The organism is Idiomarina ramblicola, from assembly GCF_003987255.1.
In the GTDB taxonomy this organism is placed as follows: Bacteria; Pseudomonadota; Gammaproteobacteria; order Enterobacterales; family Alteromonadaceae; genus Idiomarina; species Idiomarina ramblicola.
The window spans coordinates 1-14,036 of sequence record NZ_PIQC01000008.1 but is presented as its reverse complement, the minus strand read 5'-3'; the positions used below and the strand labels follow the sequence as shown (position 1 = coordinate 14,036).

The 14,036-nt window shown below is 48.1% G+C and carries 11 protein-coding genes; 3 read left to right on the top strand and 8 right to left on the bottom strand.

The features are described from left to right. Positions 1-55: 55 nt before the first annotated feature. Positions 56-1,732, bottom strand: coding sequence for a cyanophycinase (locus CWI78_RS10640; protein ID WP_126782788.1), 1,677 nt, complete (start codon positions 1,730-1,732; stop codon positions 56-58). 298 nt (positions 1,733-2,030) lie between these two features. Here CWI78_RS10640 and CWI78_RS10635 point away from each other — a divergent pair, with 298 nt between their 5' ends. Further along, positions 2,031-3,335 carry an ABC transporter substrate-binding protein gene (locus CWI78_RS10635; RefSeq protein ID WP_126782787.1) on the top strand — a complete coding sequence of 435 codons (1,305 nt, stop codon included), beginning with the start codon at positions 2,031-2,033 and terminating at the stop codon, positions 3,333-3,335. Here CWI78_RS10635 and trmL read toward each other — a convergent pair. Further along, positions 3,319-3,783: a tRNA (uridine(34)/cytosine(34)/5-carboxymethylaminomethyluridine(34)-2'-O)-methyltransferase TrmL gene (gene trmL, locus CWI78_RS10630; RefSeq protein ID WP_126782786.1), complete on the bottom strand. Its 465-nt coding sequence runs from the start codon at positions 3,781-3,783 to the stop codon at positions 3,319-3,321. The two genes, CWI78_RS10635 and trmL, sit on opposite strands and share 17 nt — an antisense overlap. 54 nt (positions 3,784-3,837) lie before the next feature. On the opposite strand from trmL, the gene fieF reads away from it, so the two are divergent. Then, positions 3,838-4,767: a cation efflux pump FieF gene (fieF, locus tag CWI78_RS10625; RefSeq protein WP_126782785.1), complete on the top strand. Its 930-nt coding sequence runs from the start codon at positions 3,838-3,840 to the stop codon at positions 4,765-4,767. Here the strand turns inward: fieF and CWI78_RS10620 are convergent. From CWI78_RS10620 to glnA, 6 genes are all read right to left on the bottom strand, one after another. After that, the gene (locus CWI78_RS10620; RefSeq protein WP_126782784.1) at positions 4,757-5,764 is read right to left on the bottom strand and encodes an alpha/beta fold hydrolase; all 1,008 of its coding nucleotides are present in this window, start codon (positions 5,762-5,764) and stop codon (positions 4,757-4,759) included. The genes fieF and CWI78_RS10620 overlap by 11 nt on opposite strands. Beyond that, positions 5,761-7,053, bottom strand: coding sequence for a sensor histidine kinase (locus CWI78_RS10615; protein ID WP_244213120.1), 1,293 nt, complete (start codon positions 7,051-7,053; stop codon positions 5,761-5,763). Before CWI78_RS10615 ends, CWI78_RS10620 begins: the two co-directional genes overlap by 4 nt. Positions 7,054-7,118: 65 nt before the next feature. Then, complete coding sequence (locus CWI78_RS10610) at positions 7,119-7,799, bottom strand: response regulator transcription factor (protein ID WP_126782782.1); 681 nt, start codon at positions 7,797-7,799, stop codon at positions 7,119-7,121. A gap of 75 nt (positions 7,800-7,874) precedes the next feature. After that, positions 7,875-9,281, bottom strand: a complete 1,407-nt coding sequence (gene ntrC / locus CWI78_RS10605; RefSeq protein ID WP_126782781.1) for a nitrogen regulation protein NR(I) — start codon at positions 9,279-9,281, stop codon at positions 7,875-7,877. Further along, the gene (gene glnL, locus CWI78_RS10600) at positions 9,271-10,341 is read right to left on the bottom strand and encodes a nitrogen regulation protein NR(II) (RefSeq protein ID WP_208642049.1); all 1,071 of its coding nucleotides are present in this window, start codon (positions 10,339-10,341) and stop codon (positions 9,271-9,273) included. Before glnL ends, ntrC begins: the two co-directional genes overlap by 11 nt. A 72-nt stretch (positions 10,342-10,413) precedes the next feature. Continuing rightward, on the bottom strand, positions 10,414-11,823 hold the full coding sequence (glnA, locus tag CWI78_RS10595; RefSeq protein WP_126782779.1) for a glutamate--ammonia ligase: 1,410 nt from the start codon (positions 11,821-11,823) through the stop codon (positions 10,414-10,416). Positions 11,824-12,127: 304 nt separating this feature from the next. Between glnA and typA the strand changes: the two genes are divergently transcribed. Continuing rightward, the gene (gene typA, locus CWI78_RS10590; RefSeq protein WP_126782778.1) at positions 12,128-13,969 is read left to right on the top strand and encodes a translational GTPase TypA; all 1,842 of its coding nucleotides are present in this window, start codon (positions 12,128-12,130) and stop codon (positions 13,967-13,969) included. The last annotated feature ends 67 nt before the right edge of the window (positions 13,970-14,036 follow it).

The following is a 14,036-nucleotide window of genomic DNA, read 5'->3' as shown; positions in this document are numbered from 1 at the left end:
GTCCTCCAAAAGACCCCTCGTAACCTCAGCACTCGTTTCCCCAGTTTCCCAGCCATTACAGCTGTTCCTGTGGCTGCCAGGCAATGCCAATGCTGCCGTTTATAATCTGACACTCACCACCTGAGGACTGTACCCGACTGGATTCTCCACGCTGAGCAATTAAGCGAAAGTCTTTATTCAGCAAACTAAACTGTTTACGCTCACCACACAGAATACGCATAGAATCAATTAAACCACGGTCGGTTAAAAAGTTGGTGGTTGGCTCGGTTTGCACCACGTCATCGCCTTCAGCGAATTCAGCTGTTTGTAAGCCATAAGGGGAAATCACACCTGAAGCCCCGGCAACCAAATAATGGAAAGTACCCGCTACTGCGCTATCGGTTCCCTGCGCATCTTCTACAAAGAAAACACCGCGCTCGCCAATAATATCAAACGCGCCACTTTCAAGGTTCACTTCCATAGCCGTGTTTTCATCCACCCCAATAGACAAAGGCGTTGAACTTGAAGCCGCCAGACGCATTAAGCGCCCATGCCGGCCTCGCTCAGAAAAATGTGTATCTAAGGTTGCGTAATGGAACAGGCTCAAGCCACCTAACGGATGGTAAGTCAGGCTATCCGGCCCAACATTAGGCGGACAAGTGGTGTCTAAGTCACACCCAAACGGTGGTGGGTCAGAAGCAATCGCCCCTTCTTTTATCGCCTGAGCGGTCGTACCGTTAGAGATCATCGGTTTAGAGGTCATAACCGAGGTACCTGCACTGGTGCCACCAACAACCACTTCTTTTTGCTGAACCGCGGCAATAATCGTTTTCAACACATCGCCGGGTTCATTATTCGCTTTCACAAAGGTCGAACGGGTTAAGTTCTGATCGCCACCATTAAAAAACAGTCCGTCAGCATTGGCTATCATTTCCGCGGCGCCATCAGAGTCTTTGCAAAACGCGACCTGCTCCTGATAGTAGTCTCTGTGCACGCGGTCACGCTCGTAGACACCCAATTGTTCCTGTTGAACTTTTGCCAGCTCATCGCAGCGGCCTTCACGCTGAGCTTTAACTAGCGCCGAATCCAAAGGCAGCCAACGCGCTTCAGCGCCCAACTGTTCAAGTACACTGCTGTAAAAATCGATAGCATCATAAGGGTTACGTGATGCTGAGGTCAGAAAGTAAATGGTCGGCTTTTGCTCATCTCCGGCAACAGACTGAGCCATTTCAACAAAACGCTGAAAAATCGCTTTCGATTCACCTTTCAGGTTTTCGTCCAGATTAACCACTTCGCGGGCAGAATCCGGAACGGGAAGCTCAATTAAATCGATAATCCGGTTCCACTCCGCATCTGACAGCGCATTATAAAGCTGCTGTGTCGCTCGCCGGGTAAACTCACGTAGAAAAACACGTTCAGGCACAACGTCTTCTTTCAAACGTTCGTGAATCAACTCCAGAGCATCAGCCACCTTCTTGCGAGTTTCTTCGCGGTAAGTTGGCCAAACTGACTCGGCCGTTGCTTTCGAACGAAACTTTTTCGACAGATTTAAATATCTGTCGGTGCGCATGGTGTCCTTGTCTATCCAGTCAACGTCATCACAGTTATCCGACGCGAAACTCGAACAAGCCTCTAATCCGCCGCCGGCTAATAGCAAATGTCGGTAAGTATCATCATCGGCAGCGCTTAGTGGCGCTGAAAAAACCGATGACAATGCCGCCAAAGAGAGCAAGGAAAACAACGACTTGACCATAAATAAAACCTCTAGTTACCGGCGGCTTACACCGCTGAAGGACTCTAATGAATAATATAGACAGACCGCAACGCTAGAGCGTCAGCTACCCAGCTGTCAAATATAGGACAATAGATTAACGTATTTATTATAGACAGGCCTTAATTTCTCGCATAAATAACTAATGCAATAACCACTAGTAGACGCCCTGTTAATAATTATAACTTATTGAAAGTAATAAGTTTTCAGTGGTCGTGATAGCATCGTCAACACTGCTATACTGGCTTCTATTTCACGAAATAAGATCTCGCTTTTTGTTATGAAGTCATCATTGCGCTTTTGCGTGTTATTACTGTTGTTGGGTTTAGTACCAATAACCAGTCAGGCTGTCTTACAACAGAAGCTGCTTTTTCGTGCGCCCGACGAGGGCCCTTTTACGCAATACGTCACAGCCGTGCTTGAAGAATCTTATGCCAAGCTGGATATTAAGCTTGAATACATCGAGCTGCCCCGGGCACGAGGTGAGCAATTAGCCACCGAAGGAACCATAGCAGGTGAGTTAGGCCGCACTGAGCTACTGGAAGAAAAACGCCGCGATCTGCGCCGCGTACCTTTCCCCCTGTTTACATTCGATATTATAGCCGTTGCCGATCGCCGCAACTGTGGTTACTGCCTCCCTTCGAATATAGAAAGCCTTGCTTATGTCAACGGAATGGACTCTATAACCAAAGTCGTTAATAAGCTTCCGGAAAAGCCGTCGGTTGTAACCCCTATTGACCTTGAGCAAGTGCTAAAACTATTGGACTCAGGCAGAGTTCAGTTCGCATTTATAGCCGACTTCCAGTTTGAAAGCTCTGAACTTCGCAACAATCCCCATTTAATTACGCATAAAATGTCAACAGAGGTTGGGTTTCATTATCTCAACGAAGAGCACGCGCGACTTATTCCGCAACTGACTTATCACTTGCAGAAAATGCGGGATAGCGGCCGTATGCAAGAGTTGCGAGTACAGCACGGTGTGAAACGCGAGACGCCGATAGAGCCGATTGCAGCCCCTGAACAACTGACCGTAGTAGGAGCCATACACCCCGGCTTACTCAATCCGGATGGTACCGGCAAGCTATGGCAACTGGCGAAGTCGACTTTTCCCGCGTTTACAACACAACTCAATACGGTGGTGAGCAGTTGGCAGCGCAGTATTCAATTAATACAAGAAGGTCGCGCGGACGCGCTAATCGGTATCAGACCCGATCAAAGAATAGATAACATTATACTGTCGAAATACCACATTGCTTATGACGACAGTATTTTTCTATTTAGCCTTGAGGAGACTAATGAGGGGCCTGTTTGTATATCTGGTCCTCGCTTTATGCAAAACCTGGTGGATACCCAACGGCCATTTTACCGCGCATCGGATTCACTTGACTGCTTTGCGTTATTAGACATGGGACGAGTCAGTGCAGTGGTCGATTATAAAGATAACCTGCCAGACTGGACCGAAAAGCCTTACCAGAAAACGAAACTCTCCGATCCGCAGCCTTTATTCGTCGCTTTTTCGGACAACAAACGGGGCCGCGCGTTACGCCAACTGTTTGATAATGCGGTGGCTAAAAAGCCCCTTTAAAACCGTTCTGCCGCCAGGCCTCATAAGCAAAAATAGCGACCGAGTTTGATAAGTTCAGGCTACGGCTGCTGTCTGCCATAGGCAGCTTCAACCAGTTCTCCTGGGGAAAGGTTTCCAGTACTTCCATCGGTAAGCCACGGGTTTCAGGGCCAAAAAGCAGGACGTCACCCGCCTCATAACTGACCTCAGCATAGCTTGTCCGGCCTTTTGTTGTGCAGGCAAATATACGATTAACTTCCGTACTCTCTAGAAAGCTTTGCCAGTCTTTGTGAATTTTCACGGAAGCGAGGTCATGATAATCCAAACCCGCACGACGCACTTTCTTTTCATCAAGTTCAAACCCCAAAGGTTCAATTAGATGCAGGGACATACCGGTATTTGCCGCAAGGCGAATCACGTTACCCGTATTAGGGGGAATTTCTGGCTCAAACAGTACGAGGTGCAACATGGTTGTTTTCATCATTTCAGTAAAAGCGGTAGAATAGCAGAATATTTTTTAGAAATGTGCATCGGTGCTGTGGCAAATCAGAAAAACTACCAACAGAATTATGCTTTTTGGGTGCGTCTGGCCAGTACGGCATCTGTTGTCGTAGCCATAACGTTAATCACCATTAAACTGTTTGCCTGGTTCCAGACCGAGTCCGCCAGTATGCTCGCGTCTCTAACCGACTCTATATTAGACAGCGGCGCCTCAATATTCAGCTTTTTCGCTATCCGTTACGCCTTACAACCGGCCGATGAAGAACACCGCTTCGGTCACGGTAAAGCAGAGTCCCTGGCCGCTTTAGCGCAAAGTGCCTTTATTGCCGGCTCCAGCATGCTGCTCATTTTCCACAGCGTGCAGCAATTTATGCAGGGTGGCAGCGTCCCGAAAGTCGGTTACGGTATCGCCGTTTCCGCCATCGCTATCGTCATTACTTTTGTACTCATAGTGATTCAACGCATGGCTATACGGCATACCAACTCGCAGGCTGTGCAAGCAGATAACCTTCACTATCAATCCGATATACTATTGAATGTCGCCGTTATCGTCGCCTTAATTTTAAGCAGCTATGGCTGGCTTTGGGCGGACAGCATCTTTGCCATTGGTATTGCCGTTTACTTAATTCTTGGTGCCATTCGTATTGGCTGGGATGCCTTTCAGGCATTAATGGATCGTGAACTGTCAGAAGAGCTGCAACAGCAAATTGGTAACATTACCATGGCCGTGAACGGCGTGAGAGGCTTTCACGGCTTGCGCACACGCGAAGCAGGACCGGTTCGGTTTATTCAATTACACATTGAGTTGGCTAACGAGTTGTCTTTACTTCGGGCTCACGCTATTGCCGACGATGTTGAGGCTCAGCTTATGACAGCTTTTCCGGGAGCCGACATTATTGTCCACATGGATCCTGAAATTGTTGCTGTGGTTGAAGGCTCGCTTAAGCGGTAATAAGCTCCCGGGTCTCTTCAATAATGGCATTCAGCACGGGTTGACGAAATTTATCGGTTTCCATCATCAGCTCGTGATGGGCCCCTTCAATGGTTTCAAATCTAAACGGGTTCCGGGTAATCATTGCAGCCACTTTTTTCTGCCCGGAAGCTGATACGACTTTATCATTACCAGCCTGAAACAGGAGAACCGGAATGGTAATGTTATTAGCCAGCTTCTGTGCATTCATCGCAGCACTTATCGCCTCATACAACCAATTAAATGTCGGCCCGCCTAACTGCACATCAGTGACATTATCGTATACGCTTCGAAAAGTGTCGTAACGCTGCTTACTGTGCGTTAAAACATTGTCTTCGAAAGGAACCTTTTGATAATCACCCATGCCAAAAAAATACCATGGCTTCGATAAATAACGGTTAATCCACGCACCGGCAGCCACAACCGCACGCGCCAACCAATAAGGCACCTTACCCGTTTCAATAGAAAACATAGGGGCAGAAAGTATCAGTTTACGGTAGGGGTGTTGATAGGTAGCACAATAAATTGTGGCAATAGTGCCCCCCATAGAATGGGAGAATAGCGTTTTCGGAACGGAGCCAAATAATGTCGCTAACTGGTCGGTAAAATCCGCAAAATCTCTGACAAAATCGTTAAAATCTTCCACATGCCCCTGATGAGGGTTATGCGTTAAACGTGCGGATAAGCCCTGACCGCGATGGTCAAGTGCGGCAACAGAGAAACCTTGTTGCGCCAGCTCCCAAAACAGTTCCTGATATTTCAGTGCAGATTCAATCCGACCCGGAGCAATAACCACTAAAGGCGCGGTAGCGCTGTGCTTGTAATAGGCGAAGTGCAGTTTGATACCATCAAACGCAGTAAAGTACTTTGCGGTTACCTGTTGCTGCCAAAAAACCTCAACTTCACTTCTGAAGAACTCCGGCCATTCTGGCGTATCATCGGCGGGCCGCTGTTGTTGCACGTTAAACGATTGATTCATTCTATCTGTTCAGGCTGACTTTTGGGTAAGTCTAACACGACTTCCAGTCCCCCTTCAGAATGATTATGCGCTTTTAACTCGCCTCCCAGAACCGCCGCGGCACGATGACTCAAAGCAAGCCCGAGGCCAACGCCAGCCTTATGGTGGCGGGCTGGGTCGCCACGATAAAAGGGCACAAAGAGTTTATTAATTGTACTTTCGTCGACACCGGGACCATGATCTCGAATGCGAATTTGGAATCGGTCACCGTCATCGTCGTAAACAAGCTCAACCTTCTCATCAGTATAATGCAGCGCATTACGGACAATATTCTCCAACACCAGTCTAAGCAGTTCCGGGTCAGTATCAATAACAGGCCAGTCATTGCCCTGACGCACCAGGCGCTCACGCACTTCCGGCTGCTGGTAACACATATCATTGATGAGCTGTTGCACCAGCTCGCCGCTATCCAAACTCTCATGGTTCAGACCAACCAATCCATTTTCCAATCTGGATAACGATAAAATCCGTTCGATAATCACACTTAAACGTTCTGTATCCCGGCGTAACTGTTGCCAGTTGGAATCGTTCTCATCGCAATCGGCTAAATCCAAAGCAACCTGCATACGGGCCATCGGTGAACGAAGCTCATGAGACACGTCACTGAGTAAGCGCCGTTGAGCGTCGCGCGAGGTCGCTAAATCCACCGCTCCCTGAGACAGAGCCCGCGCCAACTCACCAATTTCATCACCACGTTTGGGGAGACGTTTTAGCTCTGGTGTCGCACTGCCCCCAGCTACTTCCCGCATTGCCAGAATCATCCGGCGTATCGGCCGGATAAGCCAAATACCCAGTAGTACCGCAAGCAGGCCGCTACCGACCAGCAAGGTCAACAGGCGGGCGCGTGTCGATTCTCTTTCTCGCTGTTCACGATCAACCTGCTCTTCAATACCTAAAGGTTTCGTGACCAGTATTTTATTGCCATCAAGCTCAAACGGGCCCATCAGCAAACGTTCATCCAGAGGAATTTGTTGAGGCGATTCCTGACTGAGCATACGCAGAAGGGTCGAACCGTGACTGACACGAAGCATTTCATCCATCAACAGCTTTTCAGTACCTTGCACTGACAGCTGAGCAGCAACGCGATAATCGCCGGCAATAAGCCTTCCTGGCTGCAATGAATGAAAAGTTAATGCATCGCTTAACAAAGGCTTTAGTGTTTGATGGATCTCCGGCTCCAGCGGCTTTAATTCTGCTTTTGGTTTATTCCAAACCGCTAACAAATAGCCGCTGGCCGCTGTGACCGACAACAACGCCCAAAAAATAAAAAGTAATCTGAGGGCAAGCGATCGATACCACCGCGTACGCCGGTTTTTCATAAGCTTGCGATCAGTCGGTAGCCACGACCTCGTATGGTTTGTATACGATCGGGTTTCGTTGGGAATTTCTTGCGAATATTACTGATATGCACATCCAGACTACGATCAAAAGGTTCCATTTTCCGTCCGAGCGCAGCGACCGACAGTTGATCTTTACTCACCATTTGGCCCGCTTGCTGCATTAAACAGCGCAAAATATCGAACTCGGTTGGTGTCAGTATCAGTTCTGCATTGTCACATTTGACTTCGGTTGTCGCTGGATCCAGTACAATACCGCAAACCGTTAAACTTTCATTTTGCATGGTCGTGTTTGGCGTGCGACGCAGTAAAGCCCTAACCCGGGCGACCAGTTCACGCGGGTTAAAAGGTTTTGGCAGATAATCATCCGCGCCAAGCTCCAGGCCCATCACCCGGTCGTCATCGTCACCCCGAGCTGTCAGCATCAGTACGGCAGTATCACGGTGTTGCTGACGCAACCGCTGTAAAAGCTGCATACCGTCAATACCGGGCAACATCACATCCAGTAAAATCAACTCGTAGTCACCATTAAGCGCTTTATCAAGGCCTGTAACACCATCTTCAGCAACACTTAAATCCACGGATTCGCGCTTAAACAATTCAGTCAGCATAACTGACATTTCAGTATCATCATCAATGAGTAGTACGGAATGTCTCATAACTTACTGTTCTCTCCAGAAATAAATCCATGATCCAAAATGCCGGGGATGGATACGACCCTCTTTACATAACTTTTACTTTAGCAGAGTTTTTAGTTTTCGGGTGAGGGTGTTCCTTCCCCAGCCCAGCCATGCTGCTGCTTTTTGCTTGTGCCCGGAAAAACGTTTTAATGCTGTCTGCAGTGCAATTTGTTCCAGCTGTTGCTGATAACGTTGCAATACATCCTGCGACATTAACGGCTGCTGCTCTAACTCTGTTTGTAACCAATACAGCCAGTTAGTCTCATCACCTACTTTTGTCGAAACCGGTTCAGTCGGCAGTAAGATATCCTCAGGCAATTCACTAACACTAATTTGCTGCCCCGGAGCCATCACCGTCAGCCAGCGACAGGTATTTTCCAATTGCCTGACATTACCCGGCCAAGTATATTCCTTCAGTTGACTAAGTGATTCATTTAACAATGTTTTTGGAGTCACTTTCAACTCTTCAGCCGATTTTTTAAGAAAGTGCTTTGCCAGAGTCGCGATATCTTCCGTGCGTTCTCGCAAAGGCGGAAGCCTTAACCGAATCACGTTTAAACGATGATAAAGATCATCCCGGAACTTGTCTTGATTCACTAAAACTTCAAGTTCTCTGTGAGTCGCGGCAATAACGCGAACATCAACCTTAATTGGCTGATGCGCCCCCACCGGATAGAACTGCCCTTCGGCTAAAACTCTTAACAGCCGTGTTTGGACCGATAGTGGCATGTCGCCAATCTCGTCTAAAAATAACGTTCCGCCATCCGCTTGTTGAAAGCGGCCTATCCGCTTGCGGTCAGCTCCGGTAAAAGCACCGCGCTCATGTCCGAACAACTCGGATTCAATTAAGTCTGCCGGAATAGCGGCCATGTTGAGCGCAATAAATGGCTTGTCCGAACGAGGGCTGTGCTTATGCAAAGCGCGCGCGACCACTTCTTTACCGGTCCCCGTTTCCCCTGTCAGCAGCACGCTGACACTGGAACCAGACAGTCGCCCAATAGCACGAAAGACATCCTGCATGGGTGCCGCCTCGCCAATCAATTCAGGCACCGAGTTTTCCTCAGTTTCAGCAGGCAAAGAATCACTTTGTTTCGCATGCTGTAAGGCCCGATCAACCGCGGTTATGGCTTCATCAATATCAAACGGTTTTGCCAGATACTCGAACGCGCCACCCTGAAAGGCTTTCACTGTGGTTTCTAAATCAGAATGGGCGGTCATCACCACCACCGGCAGTTGCGGTTGTTCCTGCTGCAACTTCTCCAGCACAGCCAGGCCATCTTTTCCCGGCATTCGAATATCGGTCAGCACAACGCTGGGTTTGTCACCTTTCAGCGCAGCGAAAAAGTCTTCTCCGTGCTCGAAGCTGCGCACATGATAACGACTGTCCGCAAACGCTTTTTCCAGCACCCAACGAATAGAGTCGTCATCGTCAATGATCCATAACTGAGCACTAGTGGTCATCCGTCACCTCATTACCGTTCTCTGAAACATAAGGCAGATACACTGAAAATTGCGTTTTCCCGGGGCGGGAATCAAAATCAATTTTGCCCTTGTGCTGATGCACTAAATTTTGTGCCAGTGACAATCCCAGACCGGTTCCCTCCGCACGCCCACTAATCAATGGGTAAAATAAGGTATCGTGCAGTTCAGTCGGTATGCCCGGACCATTATCGGTCAATGTCACAACCGCACACTGTCGATAGCGCTGACCAAACAGCGTGAGCTGATGCTCTACCCGAGTTTTAACCACAATAGTCCCCTTACCGGACATTGCCTGTGCCGCATTCTGTGCAATATTCAAAAAAACCTGTTCGCAGCCCTCCGCAACCACTTCAATATCCGGCAAAGACGGGTCATAGTCCCTAATAAGCTTCAATGAGTCGCCATACTCGTACGTTAACGTTCGTGCGACTCGCTCCAACACCTCATGAATGTTGGTTGCTTGCGACTCACCCCTCTTTGCAGGCCCTAATAACCTATCGACCAAATACCGCAACCGATCAGACTGGCTAATGATAAGGTCGGTGTATTCAGTTAAGCTTTCATCCGGTAACTGTCTTGCTAATAACTGTGCCGCACCACGCAATCCGCCCAGCGGATTTTTTATTTCATGAGCCATACCACGCAACAAGTGCTGCGTTGCAAACAGCTGGTTACGCTGCTGGTCTTCCTTATTTATCCGGCGTAACTGGTCAACTTGTTTTAACTCCAGTAATAACGCTCGGCCAAACTCTTTTTCTACTGTCTGAATGCTGGTTTCCACACGAATGTCATGCCCAGAGTGCAAGGCAAACTGAACCTCTGCATTTAACACGGTTTGCGCACTATTGAGGCACTCCACGAGTGTTTCTGAAGCCAGAGAACATTGGTAAAAAGCCGCGGTAAAAGGCTCACCCAGCAGTCGTTTGGCACTGTGATCAAGCAACGACTCGGCGGATGAATTGACGTAACGAATGGTCAGGCGATCATCGAGGATGAGTATGCCTGTGAGTAATTGGTTAAGTAATGCGCTATCGTTCACGAAGGCAGGATAAGCTACGCACCAATTTGGTGCAACCGGGCAAAGCAAGACACCTTACCCGGTCATTAACCATTAAACGCTGTAGTACATATCGAACTCTACCGGGTGGGTAGTCTTCTTCAATGTCTCTACTTCGTTGTACTTAAGATCGATATACGCATCAATCATGTCGTCATCCATAACGCCACCTTGCTTCAGGAAGTCACGATCTTTGTCCAGAGCGTCCAAAGCCATTTCTAGCGAGTGGCAAACCGTCGGAATGTCTTTCGCTTCTTCAGGTGGCAGATTGTATAAATCCTTGTCCATTGCATCGCCCGGATGGATTTTATTACGAATACCGTCAAGACCCGCCATTAATAAGGCAGTAAAGGCCAAGTATGGGTTCGCGCTTGGGTCAGGGAAACGCACTTCAATACGGCGACCTTTCGCGCTGGAGACCAATGGAATACGAATAGAAGCAGAACGGTTACGAGCAGAGTAAGCCAGCATAACCGGTGCTTCAAAACCAGGCACCAGACGCTTATACGAGTTTGTTGACGCGTTAGCAAAGGCATTAATAGCACGTGCGTGTTTGATAATACCGCCAATGTAATACAACGCCGTTTCGCTAAGACCCGCGTATTGGTCACCAGCAAATAAGTTCTCGCCGCCTTTAGCTAACGACATATGCACATGCATACCAGAACCGTTATCACCAACCAGTGGCTTCGGCATAAAGGTTGCGGTCATTCCATATGAGTGAGCCACGTTGTGCACAACATACTTATAAACCTGCAGCTCATCCGCTTTTTTCGTCAGGCTGTTAAAGCGCGTAGCCACTTCGTTCTGACCCGCTGTTGCTACTTCGTGGTGATGGGCTTCAACAACCATACCCATGTCTTCCATTACTAAGCTCATGGTGCCACGAATGTCGTGTGCTGAATCAACCGGAGGTACCGGGAAGTAACCGCCTTTTACACCAGGACGGTGGGCCAGGTTACCTTCTGAGTATTCACGGCCAGAGTTCCATTTCGCTTCTTCCGCATCAATTTTATAGAACGAGCCACTCATGTCTGTGTGGAAACGCACGTCATTGAACAGGAAAAACTCGGGTTCAGGACCAAAATAGGCGTCGTCGGCAATGCCAGATGAGCGCAGAAAATCTTCTGCACGTTTTGCGATTGAGCGAGGATCACGGCTGTAGCCTTGCATCGTTTCCGGCTCAAGAATGTCACAACGGACATTCAGCGTGATTTCATCGGTAAACGGGTCCAGAACAGCAGACTCATTGTCTGGCATTAGCACCATGTCGGATTCGTTAATCCCTTTCCAGCCGGAAATAGATGAACCATCAAACATTTTGCCTTCTTCAAAGAAGTCTTCATCGATTTGCGACACCGGAATAGTGACGTGTTGCTCTTTACCTTTCGTGTCGGTAAAGCGTAAGTCGACGAATTTTACGTCGTGTTCTTTAATGGTATCGAAAATCTTATTAGCTGACATGTTGTCCTCCGTAGACAGCGTCTAAAAATACAGCCTAAGTATAGCAAAGCCTGTGCCAACTAACTTTTGTTTTAAATTTCAAAAAGTTAGAGGTTTTAACTGTGTATTTAAAAAGTTCATATGCACCAGTATAGCGCATAACGCACGAAATTGGTGCGTTATAAGAAAAGGAAAGTGAAGAATATAGCGAACAAAAAACAATCAGGTCTTTCTTAATCCAACTCAAAAAGGTAGAATACGCCGCTATTTTTCATAAAACCCCTTGCCCGGGGTTACATTCCCGGACAACTACAGGCAGTTCTTAATGACAATTCAGGTATTTGATATAGAAAAACTACGCAACATCGCAATCATCGCGCACGTTGACCATGGTAAAACCACACTCGTCGACAAGCTGTTGCAACAATCCGGCACTTTAGAAAGCCGCGGCGAGCTCGAAGAGCGTATTATGGATTCCAACGATCTTGAAAAAGAACGTGGTATTACCATTCTTGCCAAAAACACAGCGGTTAACTGGCAAGATTACCGCATTAACATTCTGGATACTCCGGGACACGCCGATTTCGGTGGTGAAGTTGAGCGCGTACTGTCTATGGCAGACTCTGTATTGTTAGTGGTCGACGCCGTTGACGGCCCTATGCCTCAAACTCGATTTGTCACTCAAAAGGCCTTCTCTCACGGCCTGAACCCTATTGTTGTTATCAACAAAATTGACCGTCCGGGTGCGCGTCCTGACTGGGTTATGGATCAGGTATTCGACTTATTTGATAACCTCGGCGCAACTGATGAACAGCTGGACTTCCCAGTGGTTTATGCATCGGCACTTAACGGTTGGGCGTCACTGGACATAGACGTGCAGGATGGCGACATGACGCCACTGTTCGAAACGATTGTTAACCAGGTAAGCCACCCCGACGCAGACCCTGAAAGCGACCTGCAAATGCAGGTGTCACAGCTTGATTACTCAAGCTACTTGGGCGTTATTGGTATTGGCCGTGTTACCCGCGGCAGCGTTAAAGTTAACCAGCAAGTGACTATTGTTGGCGCGGACGGCAAAGAACGTAGCGGCAAAATTGGTAAAGTCTTTAGCTACTTAGGCCTTGACCGCATTGAAGCAGACAAAGCGGCGGCAGGCGATATCTGCGCTATTACCGGTCTGGGCGAGCTAAAAATCTCCGACACCGTGTGCGCGGTAGGTAAAGCTGAAGCCATGAAACCACTGACAGTTGACGAACCAACGGTCACTATGACTTTCCAGGTCAACACCTCACCTTTCGCAGGTAAAGAAGGTAAGTTCGTAACCTCTCGTCAAATTCTTGAGCGTTTACAGCAAGAATTGGTTCACAACGTCGCATTACGCGTTGAAGAAACTGACAACCCGGATCGTTTCCGCGTATCAGGCCGCGGTGAGCTACACTTAGGTGTTCTTATCGAAAACATGCGCCGCGAAGGTTTCGAATTAGCGGTTTCCCGTCCGGAAGTTATTTTGAAAGAAGAAGACGGTAAGAAAATGGAACCTTATGAAACTCTGACAGTTGATATCGAAGAGCAACATCAGGGGCCGGTCATGGAAAAGTTAGGTATGCGTAAAGCCGAAATGACCAACATGTCACCAGACGGTAAAGGTCGCGTTCGCGTTGACTTTGAAGTACCAAGCCGTGGTTTAATTGGCTTCCAGACAGAGTTTATGACACTGACTTCAGGTACAGGCCTTATGTACCACACCTTTGATCACTATGGCCCACACAAAGGCGGTACTATTGGTCAGCGCGTTAACGGCGTACTGATTTCTAACGCCCAGGGTAAAACGCTGACCTATTCGCTATTTAACCTGCAGGAGCGCGGTAAGTTATTTGCAGCGCACGGCGATGAAGTGTATGAAGGCCAGATCATTGGTATTCATAACCGTTCAAACGACCTGACAGTAAACTGCCTGAAAGGTAAGCAACTGACCAACGTTCGTGCATCAGGTACTGATGAAGCACAAACGCTGAGTACGCCAATTCGTTTAACACTGGAACAGGCACTGGAATTCATCAACGATGACGAGCTGGTAGAAGTCACGCCAGAATCGATTCGTATCCGTAAACGTGCTCTGACAGAAAACGACCGTAAGCGTTTAGGTCGTCCACCGAAGAACGGATAAGAGTTTTTAACTCTTATCAAAACAAAAAGCCCGCTAAAATGAAGTGACCCCCAATAGTTGGACATTC